Annotated in this window: 15 protein-coding genes; 5 read left to right on the plus strand and 10 right to left on the minus strand. The window is 70.4% G+C overall.

The window, feature by feature from the left end:
* Window positions 1-35: 35 nt before the first annotated feature.
* Window positions 36-1292 carry an MFS transporter gene (locus PGN25_14460; protein ID MEH3118752.1) on the plus strand — a complete coding sequence of 419 codons (1257 nt, stop codon included), beginning with the start codon at window positions 36-38 and terminating at the stop codon, window positions 1290-1292.
* Window positions 1293-1350: 58 nt separating this feature from the next.
* Here the strand turns inward: PGN25_14460 and PGN25_14465 are convergent, their stop codons facing one another.
* Window positions 1351-1686 carry an antibiotic biosynthesis monooxygenase gene (locus tag PGN25_14465; GenBank protein MEH3118753.1) on the minus strand — a complete coding sequence of 112 codons (336 nt, stop codon included), beginning with the start codon at window positions 1684-1686 and terminating at the stop codon, window positions 1351-1353.
* Window positions 1687-2144: 458 nt separating this feature from the next.
* On the opposite strand from PGN25_14465, the gene PGN25_14470 reads away from it, so the two are divergent.
* The gene (locus tag PGN25_14470; GenBank protein ID MEH3118754.1) at window positions 2145-2561 is read left to right on the plus strand and encodes a helix-turn-helix transcriptional regulator; all 417 of its coding nucleotides are present in this window, start codon (window positions 2145-2147) and stop codon (window positions 2559-2561) included.
* Window positions 2562-2680: 119 nt separating this feature from the next.
* Here the strand turns inward: PGN25_14470 and PGN25_14475 are convergent, their stop codons facing one another.
* Genes PGN25_14475 through dnaE form a run of 3 tightly spaced genes read right to left on the minus strand, consistent with a single transcriptional unit; the run spans window position 2681 to window position 8385 of the window.
* A complete protein-coding gene (locus PGN25_14475; protein MEH3118755.1) occupies window positions 2681-4006 on the minus strand; it encodes a cobyrinate a,c-diamide synthase in 1326 nt (441 codons plus the stop codon).
* Window positions 4003-4803, minus strand: coding sequence for a precorrin-4 C(11)-methyltransferase (cobM, locus tag PGN25_14480; protein ID MEH3118756.1), 801 nt, complete (start codon window positions 4801-4803; stop codon window positions 4003-4005). Before cobM ends, PGN25_14475 begins: the two co-directional genes overlap by 4 nt.
* Window positions 4804-4863: 60 nt before the next feature.
* Entirely contained in the window at window positions 4864-8385 is a 3522-nt protein-coding gene (dnaE, locus tag PGN25_14485; protein MEH3118757.1) for a DNA polymerase III subunit alpha, read from the minus strand.
* 670 nt (window positions 8386-9055) lie between these two features.
* On the opposite strand from dnaE, the gene PGN25_14490 reads away from it, so the two are divergent.
* The 3 genes from PGN25_14490 to PGN25_14500 are packed head-to-tail and all read left to right on the plus strand — an operon-like array spanning window position 9056 to window position 11969.
* Window positions 9056-9835: a glycosyltransferase family 2 protein gene (locus tag PGN25_14490; protein ID MEH3118758.1), complete on the plus strand. Its 780-nt coding sequence runs from the start codon at window positions 9056-9058 to the stop codon at window positions 9833-9835.
* 5 nt (window positions 9836-9840) lie between these two features.
* Window positions 9841-10539, plus strand: coding sequence for a VTT domain-containing protein (locus tag PGN25_14495; GenBank protein ID MEH3118759.1), 699 nt, complete (start codon window positions 9841-9843; stop codon window positions 10537-10539).
* The gene (locus tag PGN25_14500) at window positions 10536-11969 is read left to right on the plus strand and encodes a DUF2142 domain-containing protein (protein MEH3118760.1); all 1434 of its coding nucleotides are present in this window, start codon (window positions 10536-10538) and stop codon (window positions 11967-11969) included. The genes PGN25_14495 and PGN25_14500 overlap by 4 nt, the downstream gene beginning before the upstream one ends.
* A gap of 254 nt (window positions 11970-12223) precedes the next feature.
* On the opposite strand, the gene PGN25_14505 is transcribed toward PGN25_14500, so the two are convergent.
* From PGN25_14505 to mce, 6 genes are all read right to left on the minus strand, one after another.
* A complete protein-coding gene (locus tag PGN25_14505; protein ID MEH3118761.1) occupies window positions 12224-13903 on the minus strand; it encodes a sulfotransferase in 1680 nt (559 codons plus the stop codon).
* Between the two features lie 154 nt (window positions 13904-14057).
* The gene (locus PGN25_14510; protein ID MEH3118762.1) at window positions 14058-14768 is read right to left on the minus strand and encodes an ABC transporter ATP-binding protein; all 711 of its coding nucleotides are present in this window, start codon (window positions 14766-14768) and stop codon (window positions 14058-14060) included.
* Between the two features lie 14 nt (window positions 14769-14782).
* On the minus strand, window positions 14783-16105 hold the full coding sequence (locus PGN25_14515; GenBank protein MEH3118763.1) for a lipoprotein-releasing ABC transporter permease subunit: 1323 nt from the start codon (window positions 16103-16105) through the stop codon (window positions 14783-14785).
* 13 nt (window positions 16106-16118) lie between these two features.
* Complete coding sequence (locus PGN25_14520; GenBank protein MEH3118764.1) at window positions 16119-17444, minus strand: proline--tRNA ligase; 1326 nt, start codon at window positions 17442-17444, stop codon at window positions 16119-16121.
* A gap of 537 nt (window positions 17445-17981) precedes the next feature.
* A complete protein-coding gene (locus PGN25_14525; GenBank protein MEH3118765.1) occupies window positions 17982-18320 on the minus strand; it encodes a DUF1467 family protein in 339 nt (112 codons plus the stop codon).
* A gap of 193 nt (window positions 18321-18513) precedes the next feature.
* The gene (gene mce / locus PGN25_14530) at window positions 18514-18918 is read right to left on the minus strand and encodes a methylmalonyl-CoA epimerase (GenBank protein ID MEH3118766.1); all 405 of its coding nucleotides are present in this window, start codon (window positions 18916-18918) and stop codon (window positions 18514-18516) included.
* Between the last annotated feature and the right edge of the window lie 91 nt (window positions 18919-19009).

Consider the following 19009-nt stretch of genomic DNA (forward strand, 5'->3'; position numbering starts at 1 on the left):
GCCTGAAGACCGGCGATGCCAGGACGGAGAACGGCATGAGAGCCGAGGCGGGCGAGAGTCCGGGATTGCAGGGCGTGTCCGAGGTGCCGGCGCGGGCGGCTCCGGTGCAGGCCTCGCCCGCGCAGGCCTCGGGCCCGGCGCTCGCGGTGCTGATGGGCCTCAGCCTCTCGCACCTCCTGAACGACCTCGTGCAGTCGCTCCTGCCGGCGATCTATCCCCTGCTCAAAGCGGGCTTCCATCTCGATTTCGGACAGATCGGGCTCATCACCTTCGTGTTCCAGGTGACGGCCTCGCTGCTCCAGCCGGCGGTGGGGCTCTACACCGACCGGCGCCCGCTGCCCTTCTCGCTGGCCGCCGGCATGGGGCTCTCGCTCGGAGGCCTCGCCCTGCTCTCGGTGGCGCCGGCCTACGGCGCCCTGCTCGCCGCCGCGGCGCTGATCGGCCTCGGCTCGGCGATCTTCCATCCGGAGGCGAGCCGGGTGGCGCGGCTCGCCTCCGGCGGGCGCTACGGGCTGGCGCAGTCGGTGTTCCAGGTCGGCGGCAATGCCGGCACCGCACTCGGGCCGCTGCTCGCCGCCTTCGTCGTGGTGCCGCACGGCCAGGGCAGCGTCGCGTGGTTCTGCCTCGCGGCCCTCGCCGGCATCCTCGTGCTCTCCATGGTGGGCCGCTGGTACGCGGGGCAGATCGCCGGGACGGCGCGGGTCGCCCGAAAGGCTTCCGGGGCCGCGTCCGGGCCGCTGAGCCGCGGGCGGGTCGTGGCGACGGTGGCGATCCTGCTCGGGTTGATCTTCTCCAAATACTTCTACATGGCGAGCTTCTCGTCCTACTACACGTTCTACCTGATCCACCGCTTCGGCGTGCCGGTGGCGCTGGCCCAGGTCTACCTGTTCGTCTTCCTCGGCGCGGTGGCGGCGGGCACGATCCTCGGCGGCCCGGTCGGCGACCGGTTCGGACGCAAGCTCGTGATCTGGATCTCGATCCTCGGCGTTCTGCCCTTCTCGCTCGCCCTGCCGCACGCGGATCTGTTCTGGACGGTGATGCTGTCGGTGCCGATCGGCCTGATCCTGGCCTCGGCCATGCCCGCGATCCTGGTCTATGCACAGGAATTGTTGCCGGGGCGGATCGGGCTCGTCGGTGGCCTGTTCTTCGGCTTCGCCTTCGGCATGGGCGGCCTCGGGGCCGCGCTGCTCGGCGAGATGGCCGACCATGTCGGCATCGAGCGGGTCTACGACCTGTGCGCCTTCCTGCCCGCCCTGGGCCTGCTCGCGGTGTTCCTGCCGCGGCTGCGCTGAAGATCGTGCTCGAGGATCACCCTCCCGGGCCCGGGTCCGGGAGAGGGCGTTTTCCCGGTCAGGCCGCCTGTTCGGCCTCGGGCCGGGCGACGGTCTGGATCGACTCGAAGCCTTCGAATTGCGGGTGGCCGAGATAGAGCGGCTTGGTGCCCGGCACGCGGCCATGCGCCTTGCGGAACTGCTCGGAACGGGTCCAGGCCTCGAAATCGGCCCGCGAGCGCCAGATCGTGTGCGAGGCGTAGAGGATGTGATCCTCCGCCTCCGGGCCTCTGAGCAGGTGGAACTCCACGAACCCTTCCATCTCGCCCAGACGGCTGTCGCGCCCGAGCCAGACGCTCTCGAAATCCTGCGCCGACTCCTTGACCACCTTGAATCGGTTCATTGCGATGAACATGCCGGAACGCTCCCGATTGCATCGGGCCGGCCTGGCTTCGGCCGCCCGATTTTGATGACTCTACGTAACTTCGCCCGTAAGCTGAACCCGGATGGGCCGCACGCCTTTCGGTACGGTCCGCCCGGCTTCAGCGAATTCGCGAGAAATTCCGAGAAATCCCATGAAACGCCAACGGAGGTTGTCGATTTTGCCGCATGAACGTTCCGCGAACGGAAATGTCCAGCAAACTGAAAACTCCCTTCGCCAGCAGGTAGGCCCTTGCTTTTCGTATGCACTTCATGGTGATGCTGCGGCTAGGCTAAACCACAGCGATACGGTTGCCTCCCGATGCCTCTCTGCGGTTCACTCCGGCAGTAGAAGCTCTCCAGGGCACCCGAAGTTGCAGTCCAGAACTCCAGCGCCGCCGACCTGAGGTCCTTGGGTCGGTCCGCGACATCGAACAGGGACCGTGCCGTAAGATGATGCCGAAACAGACAACCGATGTCGACCGCCTCGTCGGACTCCGGATCACCGCGTTGCGCAAGGCACGCGGCCTGAGCCAGACCGCGCTCGGGACCGCGGTGGGCGTGACCTTCCAGCAGGTCCAGAAATACGAGAAGGGTCAGAACCGCGTCGGCGCCGGTCGCCTGCGCGAGATCGCCCGGCTCCTCGAAGTGCCGGTCTCGGCCTTCTTCGAGGAGGGCGACGGCGCCGCCGCCCAGGAGCAGACGGAGGTGTTCGGCTTCCTGCGCGCCCACGGCGCCGTCGACCTGCTGCGTGCCTTCGCCTCGATCGAGGACGACCAGATGCGCCGCGAGGTTCTGGCGCTCGTGCGCAGCGCCGCCCGCCTCGGCCGCAAGAAGGACGCGGTCATGGACGTACCCCTGGACGCGTAGCGGCCGCGGAGCCGGACGGGCCGGCTCCGCGGCACCGGCTTCCGGGTGCCTTCACCCGCGCGCTGTCGCGCCTTTCGCCCCATTCGCTCGTTCGCCCTCACCGGGCCGGTGCGGCTGCGTCACGGTCCCGTCGCGTCCGCGATCAGGTGGAAGAAGCTGCCGGTGACGTGGCCGCGGCGGTGGCCGGCGAGCCCCAGCGGCGTGCCCTCCGCATCCGTGACCCGTGCCAGGGCGAGGTCGGCCTCCGGGGCCGGCGTCAGCTCGCTCGCGTAGTGGAATTCGTGCCCGATCAGGCGCGTGCCCGCGGCCCCGAGCAGCCCGTCGGCGACGAGGCGCGCCACGCGGTAGCCGAGATGGAGCTTGCGCTTCCGGTAGGAGGTCGCCACCGGCAGCAGGCCCGCCATCGGATGGGTGACGCCCTCGGCATCCTCCAGGCTCGCGCCCAGCACCATGTAGCCGCCGCACTCGCCGTGCACCGGCTTGCCTTGCGCGAAGCGCCGCAGGCCCGCGAGGAACCGGCTCGCCCCGGCGAGCGTGCCGGCGTGCAGTTCCGGATAGCCGCCCGGCAGCCAGCAGGCGCCGCAATCGCCGGGCGGTGCCGCGTCGGCGAGGGGCGAGAACGGCACGATCTCGGCGCCGGCCGCGCGCCAGCCCGCGAGCATGTGGGGGTAGAGAAACGAGAAGGCGGCATCCCGCGCCACGGCGATCCGCTGGGCCGGCGGCTTCGGCAGGCCTGCGAATGCGGCCGGGGAGCGGCCGGCCGCGGCGGCGAGAATCGCGTCGAGGTCGAGGCAGGCTTCCGCCAGATCGGCCAGCCGGTCGAGCCGGGCGTGGAGGTCGGCGGTCTCGCCGGCCTGGACCAGGCCGAGATGGCGCTCGGGCAGGACGAGCCCCGCCTCGCGCGGGAAGGCGCCGAGCACCGGCAGCCCGACCCGCGACAGGCCCGCCTCGACGAGGCGACGATGGCGCGGGCTCGCGACCTTGTTGAGGATCACGCCGGCGATCCGGATCCGGGCATCGTAGGCGGCGCAGCCGAGCGCGACGGCGGCGGCCGATTGCGCCGCGCCCGACACGTCGAGCACCAGCACCACCGGCCAGCCGTAGCGCGCGGCGATGTCGGCATTGGCCCCCGTGCGGCCCTCGCCCGCGACGATGCCGTCGTGCAGCCCCATCGAGCCCTCCGCCACCACCAGCGCGGCGTCGCGCGCGGCCAAGCCGGCGCAGGCGTCGAGCAGCGCGTCCGGCATGGCGAAGCTGTCGAGGTTGAGGCTCGGCGCGCCCGTCGCCGCCTCGTGGAAGGCGGGGTCGATGTAGTCGGGCCCGCATTTGGCGCCGCGCAGGGCCACGCCCCGGCGGCGCAGCGCCCGCATCAGCGCGAGCGTCACCGTGGTCTTGCCGGAACCGGAGCGCGGCGCCGCGACGAGGAGGCCGGGGGCAGGGGTCACCGCGGCGCCTCGTCCGACGTCGCATCCGGGGTGCCGACCGCGCCGTGGGGCCGGAAGCGGCGGTCGTAATCGGGGGCGTAGAGGGCGCTCTCGCGGAAGTCCGGTGGGTCGAGGGCCGGGCCCACCAGGATCAGCGCGGTGCGCTCGATCCTTTCCGCCCGCACGCGTTCCGGAAGATCGGCGAGCGTGCCGGTCAGCACCTGCTCGTCGGGCCAGGTCGCGCGGAACACCACCGCGGCGGGACAGTCCGGTCCGTAGAAGGGGAGGAGATCGGCGCAAGCCCGCTCGACCACGTGGATCGACAGGTGCAGCGCCAGGGTCGCGCCGGTGGCGGCGAAGGCGGAGAGCCGCTCCCGCTCCGGCATCGGGCTCGCCCGGCCCGCGGTGCGGGTCAGCACCACCGATTGCGTCAGCCCCGGCACGGTCAGTTCGCGCCGCAGCAGGGCGGCGGCGGCGGCGAAGGCGGGAACGCCCGGCGTCACCGTGTAGGGAATGCCGAGAGCATCGAGCCGGCGGGTCTGCTCGGCGAGCGCGCTCCAGACCGAGAGGTCGCCCGAATGCAGCCGCGCCACGTCCCGCCCCCGCGCGTGCGCCCGTTCGATCTCCGCCATGATCGCGTCGAGATCGAGGGGAGCGGTGTCGACGATGCGCGCGCCCGGCGGGCACCACGACAGGATCTCGGGGGCGACCAGCGAGCCGGCATGGAGGCAGACGGGGCAGGCGGCGATGCGATCGCGCCCGCGCACGGTGATGAGGTCGGCCGCGCCCGGCCCGGCGCCGATGAAATGGACGGTCATGGGCGCCCGCTTACAGCATCGGACCGGGCGTTGGGGAGAGCGGCGCGCCCGACGCCGGCCTCAGTTCACCTCGACCTGCACGACCCCCGGCACGGCGCGCAGCGCACCCGCCACCTGCGGCGTCGCCTGATAGCGGTCCTTGAGGCGCACCTCGACCTCGCGATCGCCGCCGTCGAGGATCAGGATCAGCGACACCTCGCCCTCGCCGCGCAGGGTCAGGCGCTGCTGCACCGAACTGAGGGCGCGGTCGTCGCGCAGGAAGATGCGCATGCCCTTCTGGTGGCGGGCGGCGGCCTGGTCGAGGGGTTCGGCGGCGGTGATGCGGGCGCGCACGTCCTCACCCTCCAGGTTCGCCTGGATCGTCAGCACCAGCGGACGGCCGGGTTCGAGGATGTCGCGGTACTGGTTGAGACCTTCGGAGAAGATGATCGCCTCGAAATGGCCGGTCTGGTCCGAGAGGATGACGATGCCGAGCTTGTTGCCGCTCTTGGTGCGCCGCTCCGAGCGGTCGAGCACCGAGGCCGCCACCCGCCCGACGCTGGCCGTGCCCGCCCGCACGGCCCGGCAGAAATCGGCCCAGGACTGGACCCGCAGCTTTTCGAGGATCGGCCCGTACTCGTCGAGCGGATGGCCCGAGAGGAAGAAGCCGATGGCGTCGCACTCGCGCTTGAGCTTGTCGGTGTGGGTCCAGAACTCGTGGGGCGGGATGCGCAGGCCCACATCGGCGGACGCGACGCCGCCGAACATGTCGGCGATCCCCGAGGTCTCGGCCTCCGCCGCGCCTTGAGCCATCTTCATCATCGGCTCGACCGCGGCCCAGGCCCGCGCCCGGTCGGGCTCGATGCCGTCGAGGGCGCCCGCCGCGATCAGGTTCTCCAGCGTGCGCTTGTTGACGTGGCGCGGGTTGAGGCGCCGGGCGAAGCAGGCGAGATCCCTGAACGGCCGGGTCCCGCGCGCGGCGACGATGGATTCCACGGCCGAGCGGCCGACGCCCTTGATCGCGGCGAGCGCGTAGAGGATGCGCCCCTCACGCACGTCGAACACGACGCCCGAGGTGTTCACCGACGGCGGCTCCACGGTGATCTTGAGGCGCTGCGCGTCCTGGCGGAATTCGGCGAGCTTGTCGGTGTTGTCGATGTCGAGCGTCATGGCCGCGGCCAGGAACTCGACCGGGTAGTTCGCCTTCAGGTAGGCGGTCTGGTAGGTCACCAGGGCGTAGGCCGCCGCGTGGGACTTGTTGAAGCCGTAATCGGCGAACTTGGCGAGCAGGTCGAAGATCTCGTCCGCCTTGGCCTTGGTCAGCCCGCGCTCGGTGCAGCCCTTGACGAAGCGGTCGCGCTGGGCGTCCATCTCCGCCTTGATCTTCTTGCCCATGGCGCGGCGGAGCATGTCGGCTTCGCCGAGCGTGTAGCCGGCGAGAACCTTGGCGACCTCCATCACCTGCTCCTGGTAGACGATGATCCCGAAGGTCTCCTTCAGGATCGGCTCCAGCATCGGGTGCGGGTACCAGCTCGCCTCGTTGCCGGCGTCGCGCCCGAGCTTGCGCTCGCAATAGACCGGGATGTTGGCCATCGGGCCCGGGCGGTAGAGCGCCACCAGGGCGATGATGTCCTCCAGGCGGTCGGCCTGCATCTCGCACAGCGCCTTTCGCATGCCGGCCGATTCCACTTGGAACACCGCGACGGTCTCGCCGCGCCCCATCGGCTCGTATGTCTTCGGGTCGTCCAGCGGGATCCGGGCGAGATCGACCTCGATGCCGCGCTGCTTGAGCAGGTCGGTGCAGCACCGCAGCATCGTGAGGGTCTTGAGTCCCAAGAAATCGAACTTCACCAGCCCCGCCTGCTCGACCCACTTCATGTTGAACTGGGTCACCCGCATGCCGGTCTTCGGGTCTCGGTAGAGCGGCACCAGCTCTTCGAGCGGCCGGTCGCCGATCACCACGCCGGCGGCGTGGGTCGAGGCGTGGCGGTGCAGGCCCTCCAGCTTCTTCGAGATCTCGATGAGGCGGGCGACGATCGGCTCCTCCCCGATCGCCTGCTGCAGCTTGGGCTCGCCCTCGATCGCCTGGGCCAGCGTCACGGGGTTGGCCGGGTTCTGCGGCACGAGCTTGGTCAGCTTGTCGACCTGTCCGTAGGGCATCTCCAGCACGCGGCCGACGTCGCGCAGCACGCCGCGGGCGAGCAGCGTACCGAAGGTGATGATCTGCCCGACCTGGCCCTCGCCGTAACGCTGCTGCACGTAACGGATCACCCGCTCGCGGCCCTCGACGCAGAAGTCGATGTCGAAATCCGGCATCGAGACGCGTTCGGGGTTGAGGAAGCGCTCGAACAGCAGGCCGAAGCGAAGCGGATCGAGGTCGGTGATGAGGAGGGACCACGCCACCAGCGAGCCGGCGCCCGAGCCGCGGCCCGGCCCGACCGGGATGTCGTGGTCCTTGGCCCACTTGATGAAGTCCGAGACGATCAGGAAGTAGCCCGGGAACTTCATCTTGACGATGACGTCGAGCTCGAACTTCAGGCGCGCGCGGTAGTCGTCCTCGGAGAAGCCCGGGGCGATGCCGTGCTGCTTCAGCCGCAGGTCCAGTCCGGCTTCGGCCTGGCGGCACAGCTCGGTCGGCTCGTCGGCGGCCACCGCCTGCACCGGCGCGCCTGCGGCTTCGGCGAGCGCTTCGGCCATCGGCGGAGTCTCGCCCGCCGCGACGCTGGCGAAGTTCGGCAGGATCGGCTTGCGGGTGCGCGCCCGGTAGGAGCAGCGCATGGCGATCTCGACGGTGGCCGAGAGCGCATCCGGCAGGTCGCGAAAAAGCTCCATCGTCTCGGCGCGCGTCGTGAAGGCGTGGCGCGGCGTCAGCCGGCGGCGGCGCTCGTCCGAGACGAGGCGCCCTTCCGCGATCGCCAGCAGGGCGTCGTGGGCCTCGTAATCGCCGGGCTTGGCGAAGAACGGCTCGTTCGTGGCGACGATGCCGAGGCCGTGGCCGTCGGCGAGCCGCAGCAGGTCACGCTCGACCGCGCGCTCGTCGTCGAGGCCGTGGCGCTGGATCTCGACGTAGAGACGCTCCTCGCCGAAGGCGGTCTTCAGGAATTCGAGGCGCCTGGCGGCCTGGTCGTGCCGCCCGGCGCGGAGCGCCGTGTCGAGCGGACCGGTGAGGCCGCCGGAGAGCGCGATCAATCCCTCGACGGCACCTTCCAGCGCCGCGACCGCGACCCGCGGCGGCTCGCCGAGCTGCCCGTCGAAATAGGCCCGGCTCGCGAGCCGCAGCAGGTTGCCGTAGCCGGCCTCGTCCTGAGCCAGCAGCACGATGTTGGCGCAGCCCGCTTGGGACAGGCGCGCCATCGGGTCGGGCGCCTCGAAGCAGATCGTGAGCTGCAGGCCCGCGATCGGCTGGATGCCGGTGCCGGCGGCCTTCTCCGAGAATTCCAGCGCGCCGAACAGGTTGTTGGTGTCGGTGAGCGCGAGCGCGGGCTGCCGGTCGGCGGCGGCCGCCTTGACGAGGTCGGCGACCTTCACCCCGCCTTCGAGCAGCGAGTAGGACGAATGGACGTGGAGATGGACGAATCCGACTTCTTTGAGCGTGCGCGCCATCGGGTTCTTTTTGCTCGGCCTTGCGTGGCCCGCCAGGATCCCGGTTCGGTGCCGGAGAGTCGATCCGCTCGAACGGGTTTGATCGCGATATCCACCGGCCATGCCCGGCCTGCATCAGGCCCGGCGGGAAACGCAGCCTCACGTCGGGCAAACGGCGCGATTTCCCGTGCACGAGCCGATACGGCAAGGAACGAAACGGGATCGCTTAATGGATCGGCGCCAAGGCGACCGCCCAGAGCGCGACCGCACCGAAGAGCAGGCCGAAGGCGGTGAACTCGACGAGGCCGGTGAACAGCACGCGCTTGGTCATGGCTTCCACTCCCTGTTGACGGGGCGAGTTTTGTTCTTGTTTTGTTCTGTGTAAAGACGTGGACGCGCTCGGACCGGCGAGATGGTGAACGATGTGTTGTTGGCGCCACGTCGGCCGCGGGTTCCAGTGCCCATGTGGTACGAAGCGGCAACAGCGCGCATTTCTCCGACACCCGGATTCGCCTGCCGATTGACAGACGAGAGCCCGCGGGCGCACGCGATGGGCAAGGATCCGCGGCCTCACGAATGCCGGTCGCCGGGTCCGACGCGGCTTCCGCGGGAGGGCTGGCGGATGCCGGCTCACCCGTGGGCACGACACCGACCCAGCCGACGCCGTTCGGCGCGAGAAGACGTCCGGATCATGCTGCACGGGAAGACCGTCGTGGTGGTCATGCCCGCCTACAACGCGGCCAGGACCCTGCATCGAACCGTCGCCGAGATCCCTCGGGACGTGGTCGACGAGGTCATCCTGATCGACGACGCGAGCTCCGACGACACGGCGCGGATCGCCGACGAACTCGGCCTGCGCACGCTCGTGCATCCGAACAACCGCGGCTACGGCGGCAACCAGAAGACCTGCTACCGGGTCGCGCTGGAGCGGGGCGCCGACATCGTCGTGATGCTCCACCCGGACTACCAGTACGCGCCCCGCCTCGTCACGGCGATGGCCTCGATGATCGTCTCGGGCGAGTACGACGCGGTGCTGGCCTCGCGCATCCTCGGCAACGGCGCGCTCGCGGGCGGGATGCCGCGCTGGAAATACGTGGCCAACCGCGGGCTGACCCTCGTGCAGAACCTGCTGATGGGCCAGAAGCTCTCCGAGTACCACACCGGCTACCGCGCCTGGAGCCGCACGGTGCTGGAGCGGCTGCCGCTGCTGCGCTGCTCGGACGATTTCGTGTTCGACAACCAGATGCTGGCCCAGGCCGTCCATGCCGGCTTCCGCCTCGGCGAGATTTCCTGCCCGACGCGCTACTTCCCGGAAGCCTCCTCGATCAATTTCCGCCGCAGCGTCGTCTACGGACTCGGCGTGCTGGGCACCTCCCTCGAATACCGTGCCCACCGGATGGGCCTGCGCGCCTCGCCGCTGCTGGCGGAGATGCGCTCGGGGCAGCTTCTCGGCGCCGGAACGGGGGAGTGAAGACCATGCCGAAGCGGTTCGATCTCCGCCGCGCGCTCGCGCCCGCGGCCATCCTGCTGGTCGGCCTGTCGGGGGCCGCCGCCGGTCTGCTGGCGCCGGAGGCGGCGGCCTCCGCCTCGCGGCAGGTCGCGGCGGCCTGCGACGCCGCCGGCCCGGCCGGCTGGGCCCTGCTCGTGGCGATCCAGGTCGCGGTCGCGGCGAGCGGCATCCTGCCGGCCTCGCTGTTCGGCGTCCTGGCCGGGGCGCTCTACGGGCCGGGGACGGGCTTCGGCCTCGCCGCCGCCGGCACGCTCTTGGGGGCGGGCCTGAGCTTCGCCCTCGGCCGGGCCTGGGCCGCCCGGCGGCCGCGCCCGGGCAGCAATCGCCTTCGGCAGATCGACGCGATGATCGTGCGGGACGGCTGGCGGGCGGTGTGCCTGCTGCGGCTCTCGCCGGTCATGCCGTTCGCCCTGACGAGCTGGGCGCTCAGCCTGAGCCGGGTCTCGCCCGCCGCCTACGGCCTCGGCACGCTCGCCGCCCTGCCCTCGCTGCTCGTCTACGTGGTGACCGGCAGCCTCAGCCGCACGGGTACGGCGGATCTCGCCCGAACCGGATTGTTCGCCCTCGGCGCGGTGGCGACGCTGATCCTCGCGATCCGTCTGCGGCGCAGCCTCGCGCAGCGGATCGGCGAGCCGGACGCGATCGTCGCGGACCCGGCGGCGTGAGGCACCCGCGTTCCGGCGACGTCGGCGGCGCGCGCGCCTGCATCGCCGCCTTCCTGCTGCTCGCCCTGCCGGTGAGCCTCTGGTTCGCGCTGAAGACGCCGCTCGGCGACGTCGCCGACGAGCCGGCCCATCTCATGCGCGCCGCCGCCCTGCTCGACGGGCAGATCGTCGGCCACCGCGAGACGGTGAGGCTGCCGGACGGGCGCGCCTTCGTCGCGGCGGGCGTCACGGTCGATCCGGTCTGGAAGGCGATGAGCCGCAGCCGCGATCCGGCCGACGTGTCGCGACCGGCCGACCCGCCGCCCGATCCGGCGCTCGGCAGCGGCCCCTGGGACGCGACGCGGCGCTTCGAGGCGCTCTACACCATCGGCACCTACTTCCCGGCCTTCTACGCGCCCGGAGCGCTGGGCCTCGCCGCCGGGCGGCTGACCGGCGCCTCGCCCCGCGAGGCCGCCATCCTCGGCCGCCTCGCCGCGACGTTGGCCTATGCCGGCCTTGCCGTCGCGGCCCTGGCGCTGGCGCGGCGGGGCCGGCTGCTGCTGCTCGCGACGCTCGCCCTGCCGATGTCGCTCTCGCTCGGCGGCTCGTTCAACCACGACGGCCTCATCATCGCGGCCGCCTGCCTCGCCGCCGCCCTGCTGTCCCGCAGTTGGGACGATGCGCCGGGCGCGCCACGGCGGCCCGCCTCGTGGCTCGCGGCGGCGCTGATCGCCCTGATCGTCCTGGCCAAGCCCCCCTACGCGCCGCTCGCCGTCCTGCTGCTGCCGCCCCTGCGGCGGCCGGGCCTGCCGCTGCGGGCAAGCCTCATGGCGCTCGCGGTGCTGCCCGGGGTGCTGTGGGCCGGCTTCACCGTCGCGCACGTCGCGACGCCGGTGCCGCGCGCCGCCTACGAGGCCGGCCCGCTCTGGCCGGGGCCGCGCCCGGCCGTGTTCGCGGCGACCGATCCGCAGGCGCAGTTCCAGGTGCTCGCCGCCGCGCCGGCCCGGATCGCGACGCTGCCGGCGGGCTACCTGTTCACGCTCAAGCACGCGCTCTGGCTCGGCCGGACCGGCATCGGCCTGCTCGGCTGGCTCGACCGTCCGCTCCCGACGCCGCTGTACCCGCTCTGGGCGCTCGGGCTCGTCGGCGCCCTGCTGGCGGGAGGCCGGGCGCGGGACGGCGGCTGGGTCGAGCGCGGCGGGCTGCTCCTGCTCGCCGCCCTCGCCTGCCTGTGGGGCATCCTGCTGTCGCAGTACCTGACTTGGACCCATGTCGGCGAGCCCCGCATCGACGGGCCGCAGGGCCGCTACCTGCTGCCGCTGATGCCGCTGATGCTTCCGCTGCTGGCATCCGGCGGCGCCGGCGCGCCCTGGCGGCGTGCTGCCGGCTGGCTCCCCATCCTCGCGGCGGGGGCCGGCCTCGCGCTCGTCCCCGCGCTGATGCGGCTGTGAGAGCCTGTTTGACCGACCAACGTGTCTTCGTCAGGCAACGGCAAGGCGAGGGAAGGTCCTACTCCCATCCTGAACCCTCATCCTGAGGTGCCGGAGCGCAGCGGAGGCCTCGAAGGGTGCTCCAGGAATCACGCGGGATCTGGAGCCCCCTTCGAGGCCGCTCACGCGGCACCTCAGGATGAGGGGCGAGAGGGGAGCACCGCAGTCAAACAGGCTCTGATACGGGATCGGCTCGGATCGGGCGGAGATCCGCATCAGACCGGGTAGGAGAGTTGCCGGAGCATGCCGCCGGCGACGCGCCGGAACGCCTCCTGATCCTCGGCGCTCATCTCGCGCCGCCAGACCTCGGCACGCTCGGGCAAAGGTGGCTTCGAGGTCAGCGTGAACAGCCCCTTCCGCTGCTCCGCCGTGATGCGCCGGGTTCCCCAATGCACGTCCTTCAATTCGGTCAGCCGGGCGGCGGCCCGCTCGTGGGCCCGAAGCTGATCCTCGTGGAACGGCAGGTCGATGAACGCGCCGATTTCGGTCAGCACCTTGCGCGGATCGGCCACCAGTTCCTCGAAGCGCACCTCCAGGTAATGCGGCACGAACTGCGCCTCCTGACGGATCTGGCGCAAATGCCACATCCAGAACGCCGCGGCGTCCTCCGCGTCGCGGCCGGGCCCGAACCACAGTTCGCGCAGGCTCAAGGCGACGTCCCGGCCGTCGCGGACGATGTGGATGAAGCGGGCTTCCGGAAGGGCCTCTCGGATCGTCGTCATCCGGCTGCCGTGAAGGGGGGTCTTGTCACCGATCCGGGAAACGCCGAAACGGGCGGCATACGCCCGGTAGATCGCTCGCAGCCGATCGCCCGGCGCCGCGAAGGGCTGCGCCAGGATCGCGTCGAGCGCCGCCTCGCCGATCTCCATGTCGCCCCAGTTCGGGGCACCCGTCAGCGCCTTCCGGAACGCATCGGCCGGAGCGTCCGGCCGAAGCGCGGCGAGGGCGCCGCCGAGCCAGTTCGTCTCCGGCGTCATCGCCAAGTCCGGGTGGGCATCGAGCAGAAGGCGCAGCAGGGTCGTGCCGGATCGCGCGACGCCGACCACGAACGGCATCGGGGCACGGGACTCGTCCGCCGGCAGGCGCCTGGGCGGGACGTAGGGCCCCGGCTGATCGAAGACGAGGTGTTCGATCCGTTTCCGGTCCTTGCGCCATCCGTCGCGATCGAGATCGTGCAGTTGGTCGGGTTCCGGAAGGCGGGCGAAGTCGAGCGTGGTCGCGACGCGATTGTGATGCCAGCCCTTCTCAAGCTCGCGACCGCAGAACACTCGGCCGAGATATTGCGACTTGAGATGCCCCAGGGACAAGGCGATGTAGTGCCTCAAGATGAAATTCTCGGGAAAGAGCTTGAGATGCTCGCCGTATTCCTGATGGCCGCCCGTCGCGGTCAATTGCCTTGCCAGAGCCTTCTTCTTCCAGGCCCTGACGAGGCGATTCGGCACCGGCTCGAAGAAATAATATCGGCGCATCTTCGCAACGTGATCGTCATCCTCGAAGTTTTCTCCCGCACAGGGCGCGAACACGAATTCGTCGAAGTTGATGGCGTTCGCCCCCGCGGCGTCAGCGGTTGCGATGGCGGAACGAAGGTCGGGAAAGCCTTCCGGAGCCTGCAGGATTTCGTCCGCATCCTGGTGGATGAACCAATCCGCCTCGATCTCCTCGGCGAGCCGCTGCTTCATCTGCAGTTGCTGCGTGAGCTCGAAATAGCCCCGGTACGGGAGCGTCTCGATCCGGAACACGCCCCGATCGCGAAAGCGCTCAGCGATCGCGCGCGTCCGGTCCGTCGACTCGTTGTCGATGATGCAGACGTCGATTCCCTGCCGATGAAGATGATCCAGGGTTCGCGGCAGCATCAACTGCTCGTTCCGGGCGGAAATGATTGCGACGATACGCATATCGGACTCCGGACATTCAGGGCGCCGATCGGTCGGCCGGTTCGCCGCTGCTTCGATCCCGTCGATCCGGCCACGGGGCCCGGCTCGATCGGTTCTATCACGAGCCGCCCGCCTCCCGCCGAACGGGAAGCCGTAGGGGTGATGGTGGGACGGCTCACGCCACCTGCTCGATCATTCCCTCGCGGATCGTCACGCGGCGGTCCATGCGGGCGGCCAGATCCATGTTGTGGGTCGCGATCAGCGCCGCGAGGCCCGAGGCGCGCACGAGCTGGAGCAGGATGTTGAAGACCCGGCCCGAGGTCTGCGGGTCGAGGTTGCCGGTGGGCTCGTCGGCCAAGAGCAGGCGCGGGCCGTTGGCGACCGCGCGGGCGATGGCGACGCGCTGCTGCTCGCCGCCCGAGAGTTCGGCCGGGCGGTGCGGCAGGCGGTCCTTCAGGCCGAGGAAGCTCAGGAGTTCGGCGGCGCGGGCCTCCGCCTCCCGGCGGGCGAGCCCGCGGATGAGCTGGGGCAGCACCACGTTCTCCAGCGCCGAGAACTCGGGCAGCAGGTGGTGGAACTGGTAGACGAAGCCCATCTCCTCGCGCCGCAGCCGGGTGCGCTCGCCATCCGACATGCCCGCGGTCGGCTGGCCGCCGATATAGACCTCGCCGCCGTCTGGCCGCTCCAGCAGGCCGGCGACGTGGAGCAGGGTCGACTTGCCGGCGCCCGAGGGCGCCACCAGGGCGACCAGCTCGCCCGGCCAGATCGCGAGATCGGTGCCGCGCAGGATCTCCAGCGCGTCCTCCCCTTGCGCATAGCGGCGCTGGACGCCCGAGAAGAACAGGGCCGGCACCGGCTGGGCGGCGCCGGCATTGGTCTGAGCCATGAGGGAAAAGCCCGTCAGCCGTAGCGCAGGGCCTGCACCGGATCGAGCCGGGCGGCGCGCCAGGAGGGATAGAGCGTCGCCACCAGCGACAGCAGGATCGAGGTGACGACGATGATGACGACCTCGCTCGCGTTCATCTCGGCCGGGATCTCGGCGAGGAAGCGCACGGTCGGGTCCCAGGCGCCGGGAAACAGCGTGCGCTGGATCGGCTTGATGTTGAGGGTGAACAGCACGCCGCCGACGAGCCCGATCAGGGTGCCGACGAGGCCGATCAGCGCCCCGTTGATGAGGAAGACCCGCATGATCGTGCCCGGCGTCGCCCCCATGGTGCGCAGGATCGCGATGTCCGAGGACTTGTCGCGCACGAGCAGGATGAGCCCCGAGACGATGTTGAGGGTCGCCACGATGACGATGAGGTTGAGGATCAGGAACATCACGTTCCGCTCCACCTCCAGGGCGCCGAAGAAGGTGCGGTTGGTCTGGCGCCAGTCGGTCAGCAGCACCGGGCGCTCGGCCGCCATCTCCAGCGGCTCGCGCATCTCGCCGACGGAATCGGCATCGTCGAGATAGATCTCGATCACGCTGGCGTCGCCGTCGCGGTTGAAGAAGGCCTGCGCCTCGGTGAGCGGCATGAAGGCCATGGTGGTGTCGAAATCGGTCACGCCGATCTCGAAGATCGCCTTGACCGTGTAGGCCTTGGTGCGCGGCGCCGTGCCGAAGGGCGTGCTCGCCCCCTTCGGCGTCGAGAGCGTCACCTGATCGCCGGCCTGGAGCCCGAGGGAATCGGCGAGCCGCTTGCCGAGCGCCACGCCGGTGCCGTCGTCGAACCCTTCCAGCGTGCCGCTCTTCACGGCGCCGGAGACCGCCGGGATCTTCGGCAGGTCGGATTCGCGCACGCCGCGCACCAGCACGCCGGAGCCGCCATAGGGCGAGGAGGCGAAGGCCTGCCCCTGCACCATCGGCACCACGGCGCGCACGCCCGCCACCTTCTCCAGCCGCTCGGAGAGATCGACGTAATCGGTGAAGAGCCGGTCGATCGGCGCGGCGAAGACGTGGCCGTTGAGCCCGATGATCTTGGAGCGCAATTCCGAGCGGAAACCGTTCATCACCGAGAGCACGATGATGAGGGTGGCCACCCCCACCGCGATGCCGAGCACCGAGAACAGGGCCACCACCGAGACGCCGCCGCCCCGGCGGCGCGCGCGCAGGTAGCGCCCGGCGATCAGCCATTCGAAGCCGGCGAAGGGCCGGGTCGAGGCGGTGGCGCGGGCGCTCCGCAGCCGTGACAGGAGGCCCGCCACGCCGACGCCTCTCCCCTTGCCGAGCGCGAGCGCCATGTGAGCCGCTTCCTCAGACGCGCCGGATCCGGGCGGGCAGATCGACGGGATCGAGGGTCTCGCGCTCGCCGCTGGCGCGGCGCTTCAGCTCGACCCTGCCCTCGGCCAGCCCCTTCGGGCCGACGATCACCTGCCAGGGCAGGCCGATCAGGTCGGCGGTGGCGAACTTGGCGCCGGGCCGCTCGTCGCGGTCGTCGTAGAGCACGGAGAGGCCGGCGGTCTCGAGCGCCGCCTGGATCTCGGCGCTGGCCGCGTCGCAGGCGGCGTCGCCGACCTTGAGGTTGATCAGCGCCACGTCGAAGGGGGCGATCGCGTCGGGCCAGATGATGCCGGCCTCGTCGTGGCTCGCCTCGACGGTCGCGGCCACGAGCCGGCTCGGGCCGATGCCGTAGGAGCCCATATGCACCGGCCGCTCCCCCCCGTCGGGACCGGTGACGACCGCCTTCATCGGCGTCGCGTACTTGGTGCCGAAGTAGAAGATGTGGCCGACCTCGATGCCGCGGGCGGAGAGGCGCGCGGCCTCCGGCACCTCGGCGAAGACCGCCTCGTCGTGCATCTCGTCGGTGGCGGCGTAGTGCGAGGTCCAGGCGTCGACCACGCCCTGGAGGCCGGCCACGTCGTCGAAATCGACCGACGGAGGCGGCACCGGCATGTCGAGATAGGCGCGGTCGCAGAAGACCTCGCTCTCGCCGGTGTTGGCCAGGATGATGAACTCGTGGCTGAGATCGCCGCCGATCGGCCCGGTATCGGCGCGCATCGGAATCGCCCTCAGGCCCAGCGCCTCGAAGGTACGCAGGTAGGCGACGAACATCTTGTTGTAGGAGTGGCGCGCGCCCGCCTGATCGAGGTCGAAGGAATAGGCGTCCTTCATCAGGAACTCGCGCGAGCGCATGGTGCCGAAGCGCGGGCGCACCTCGTCGCGGAACTTCCACGAGATCTGGTAGAGGTTCTTCGGCAGATCCTTGTAGGAGCGCGCGCTCGCGCGAAAAATCTCGGTGACGACCTCTTCCGCCGTCGGTCCGTAGAGCAGGTCGCGCTCGTGGCGGTCCTTCAGGCGCAGCATCTCCTTGCCGTAGGCCTCGTAGCGGCCGGATTCGCGCCACAGGTCGGCGGCCTGGATCGTCGGCATCAGGATCTCGATGGCGCCCGAGCGGTCCTGCTCGGCGCGGATCACCTGGCAGACCTTGTTGAGGACGCGCAGGCCCAGCGGCAGCCACGCGTAGATCCCGGCGGCCTCCTGGCGGATCATGCCGGCGCGCAGCATCAGGCGGTGCGAGACGATCTCCGCTTCCTTCGGCGTCTCGCGCAGGATCGGCAGGAAGTAGCGGGAGAGACGCATCGATCGACCTTGGAAGACGGCGGGCGCGGCCGGCGGCGCGGAAGACCGGCCCGGCGTGCGAGGGCACACAACACAGGGCGCTCCTAAAACACAAGCGCCCGGCGACCACAGGATCGGTCCGTAATACGGCGGAATGGAGCCGGCGAAGCGGCCTCTCGCCGCTTCGTGAATCGTCCGGGAGAGTGTTTGCCGCGAGTCTTGCAAAAAAGCGCCGCGAACCCTCTCTACCCTGATGACAAAGAGAAATCTTCTTCCTATAAGCAGCGCCGTGATGGTCGCAGCCCACGAGGCCGCGCACGGTCCGGGTCTTGGGAGGAACAACCAGCCGCCGCGCCGTAAGAAATGCGCGAGACAAATCCGGCTGAAACAGACTGCAGTCGCTTAAAGCAAGGCCTCGGGCCTTGCTTTTTGTTTTTGAGCCGTATTCTTCGCCGATACGACTCGGCGGCCGCGGCGGACGGAGCGGCGCGATGGAGAAGCGGCGCAGCACCGGTACGTTCAGGGTGGGGCCGAACCGATCGGTGCGGCCCGCCCGCGTCACAACCGGGCGAGCGGGAAGATCAGGAGGGCGGCGAAGAAGGCGATGCCGGCCAGGACCGTCGTCAGCAGCGCCTTCTCGCGCAGGCGCGGGCTCGCGGGCGCGCCCGGATCCTGGCCCGGCACCAGCCGCTGCGGATCGGCCTCGGCGGCATTGCCCAGCGGCAGGATCGCGAACAGGAAGGTCCACCACAGCACGAAGTAGAGCGCCAGGGCGCCGAACACCGTCAGGGCGAACCCCTTCACGGCCACGGCGGCCATGATCCCGACCAGCACCGCCACCGTCAGCAGGGTCAGCGGGGTCGAGGCGGCGAGGATGCGCAGGGGCGAGCGGGTCATGGATTTCGACGGGTCATGGAAGGGCGCAGCCGGGCGGCGGCACGCGTCGCGGCCGGATGCCCGCACCGTCATCGCGCGCGGCCGCGAAGCGATCCAGGGCGCGGGCATGTCCGGAAAGGGCGCGCCCCGGATGGCCACGGCTTCGCCTCGCAAGGATGCAGGACGGCCGAAGCCATCGACCGGGCGTCGCGTATCAGACCTGCTCCAGTTCCACCAGCGTCCCCAGAAAATCCTTGGGGTGGAGGAAGAGCACCGGCTTGCCGTGGGCGCCGATCTTCGGCTCGCCGGTGCCGAGCACGCGGGCACCCGCCGCCTTCATCTTGTCGCGGGCGGCCAGGATGTCCTCCACCTCGTAGCAGACGTGATGGATGCCGCCGGCCGGGTTCTTGTCGACGAAGCCCTGGATGGTCGAGTTTTCGCCGAGCGGCGACATCAGCTCGACCTTGCTGTTGGGCAGTTCCACGAACACCACGGTCACGCCGTGCTCCGGCTGCGGCAGCGGCTCGGTGACCTTGGCGCCGAGGGTGTCGCGGTAGATCGCGGTCGCCGCATCGAGATCCTTCACCGCGATGGCGACGTGGTTGAGTCGTCCGATCATGTTTTCTCCCTCCCTGCCGATCCCGTCATTGCGAGCGGCAGCGAAGCAATCCAGCGGCGCGACATCTCCGGATGATGCGGAGCGCTGGATC

It is taken from the genome of Methylorubrum populi (assembly GCA_036946625.1).
Classification (GTDB): domain Bacteria; phylum Pseudomonadota; class Alphaproteobacteria; order Rhizobiales; family Beijerinckiaceae; genus Methylobacterium; species Methylobacterium populi_C.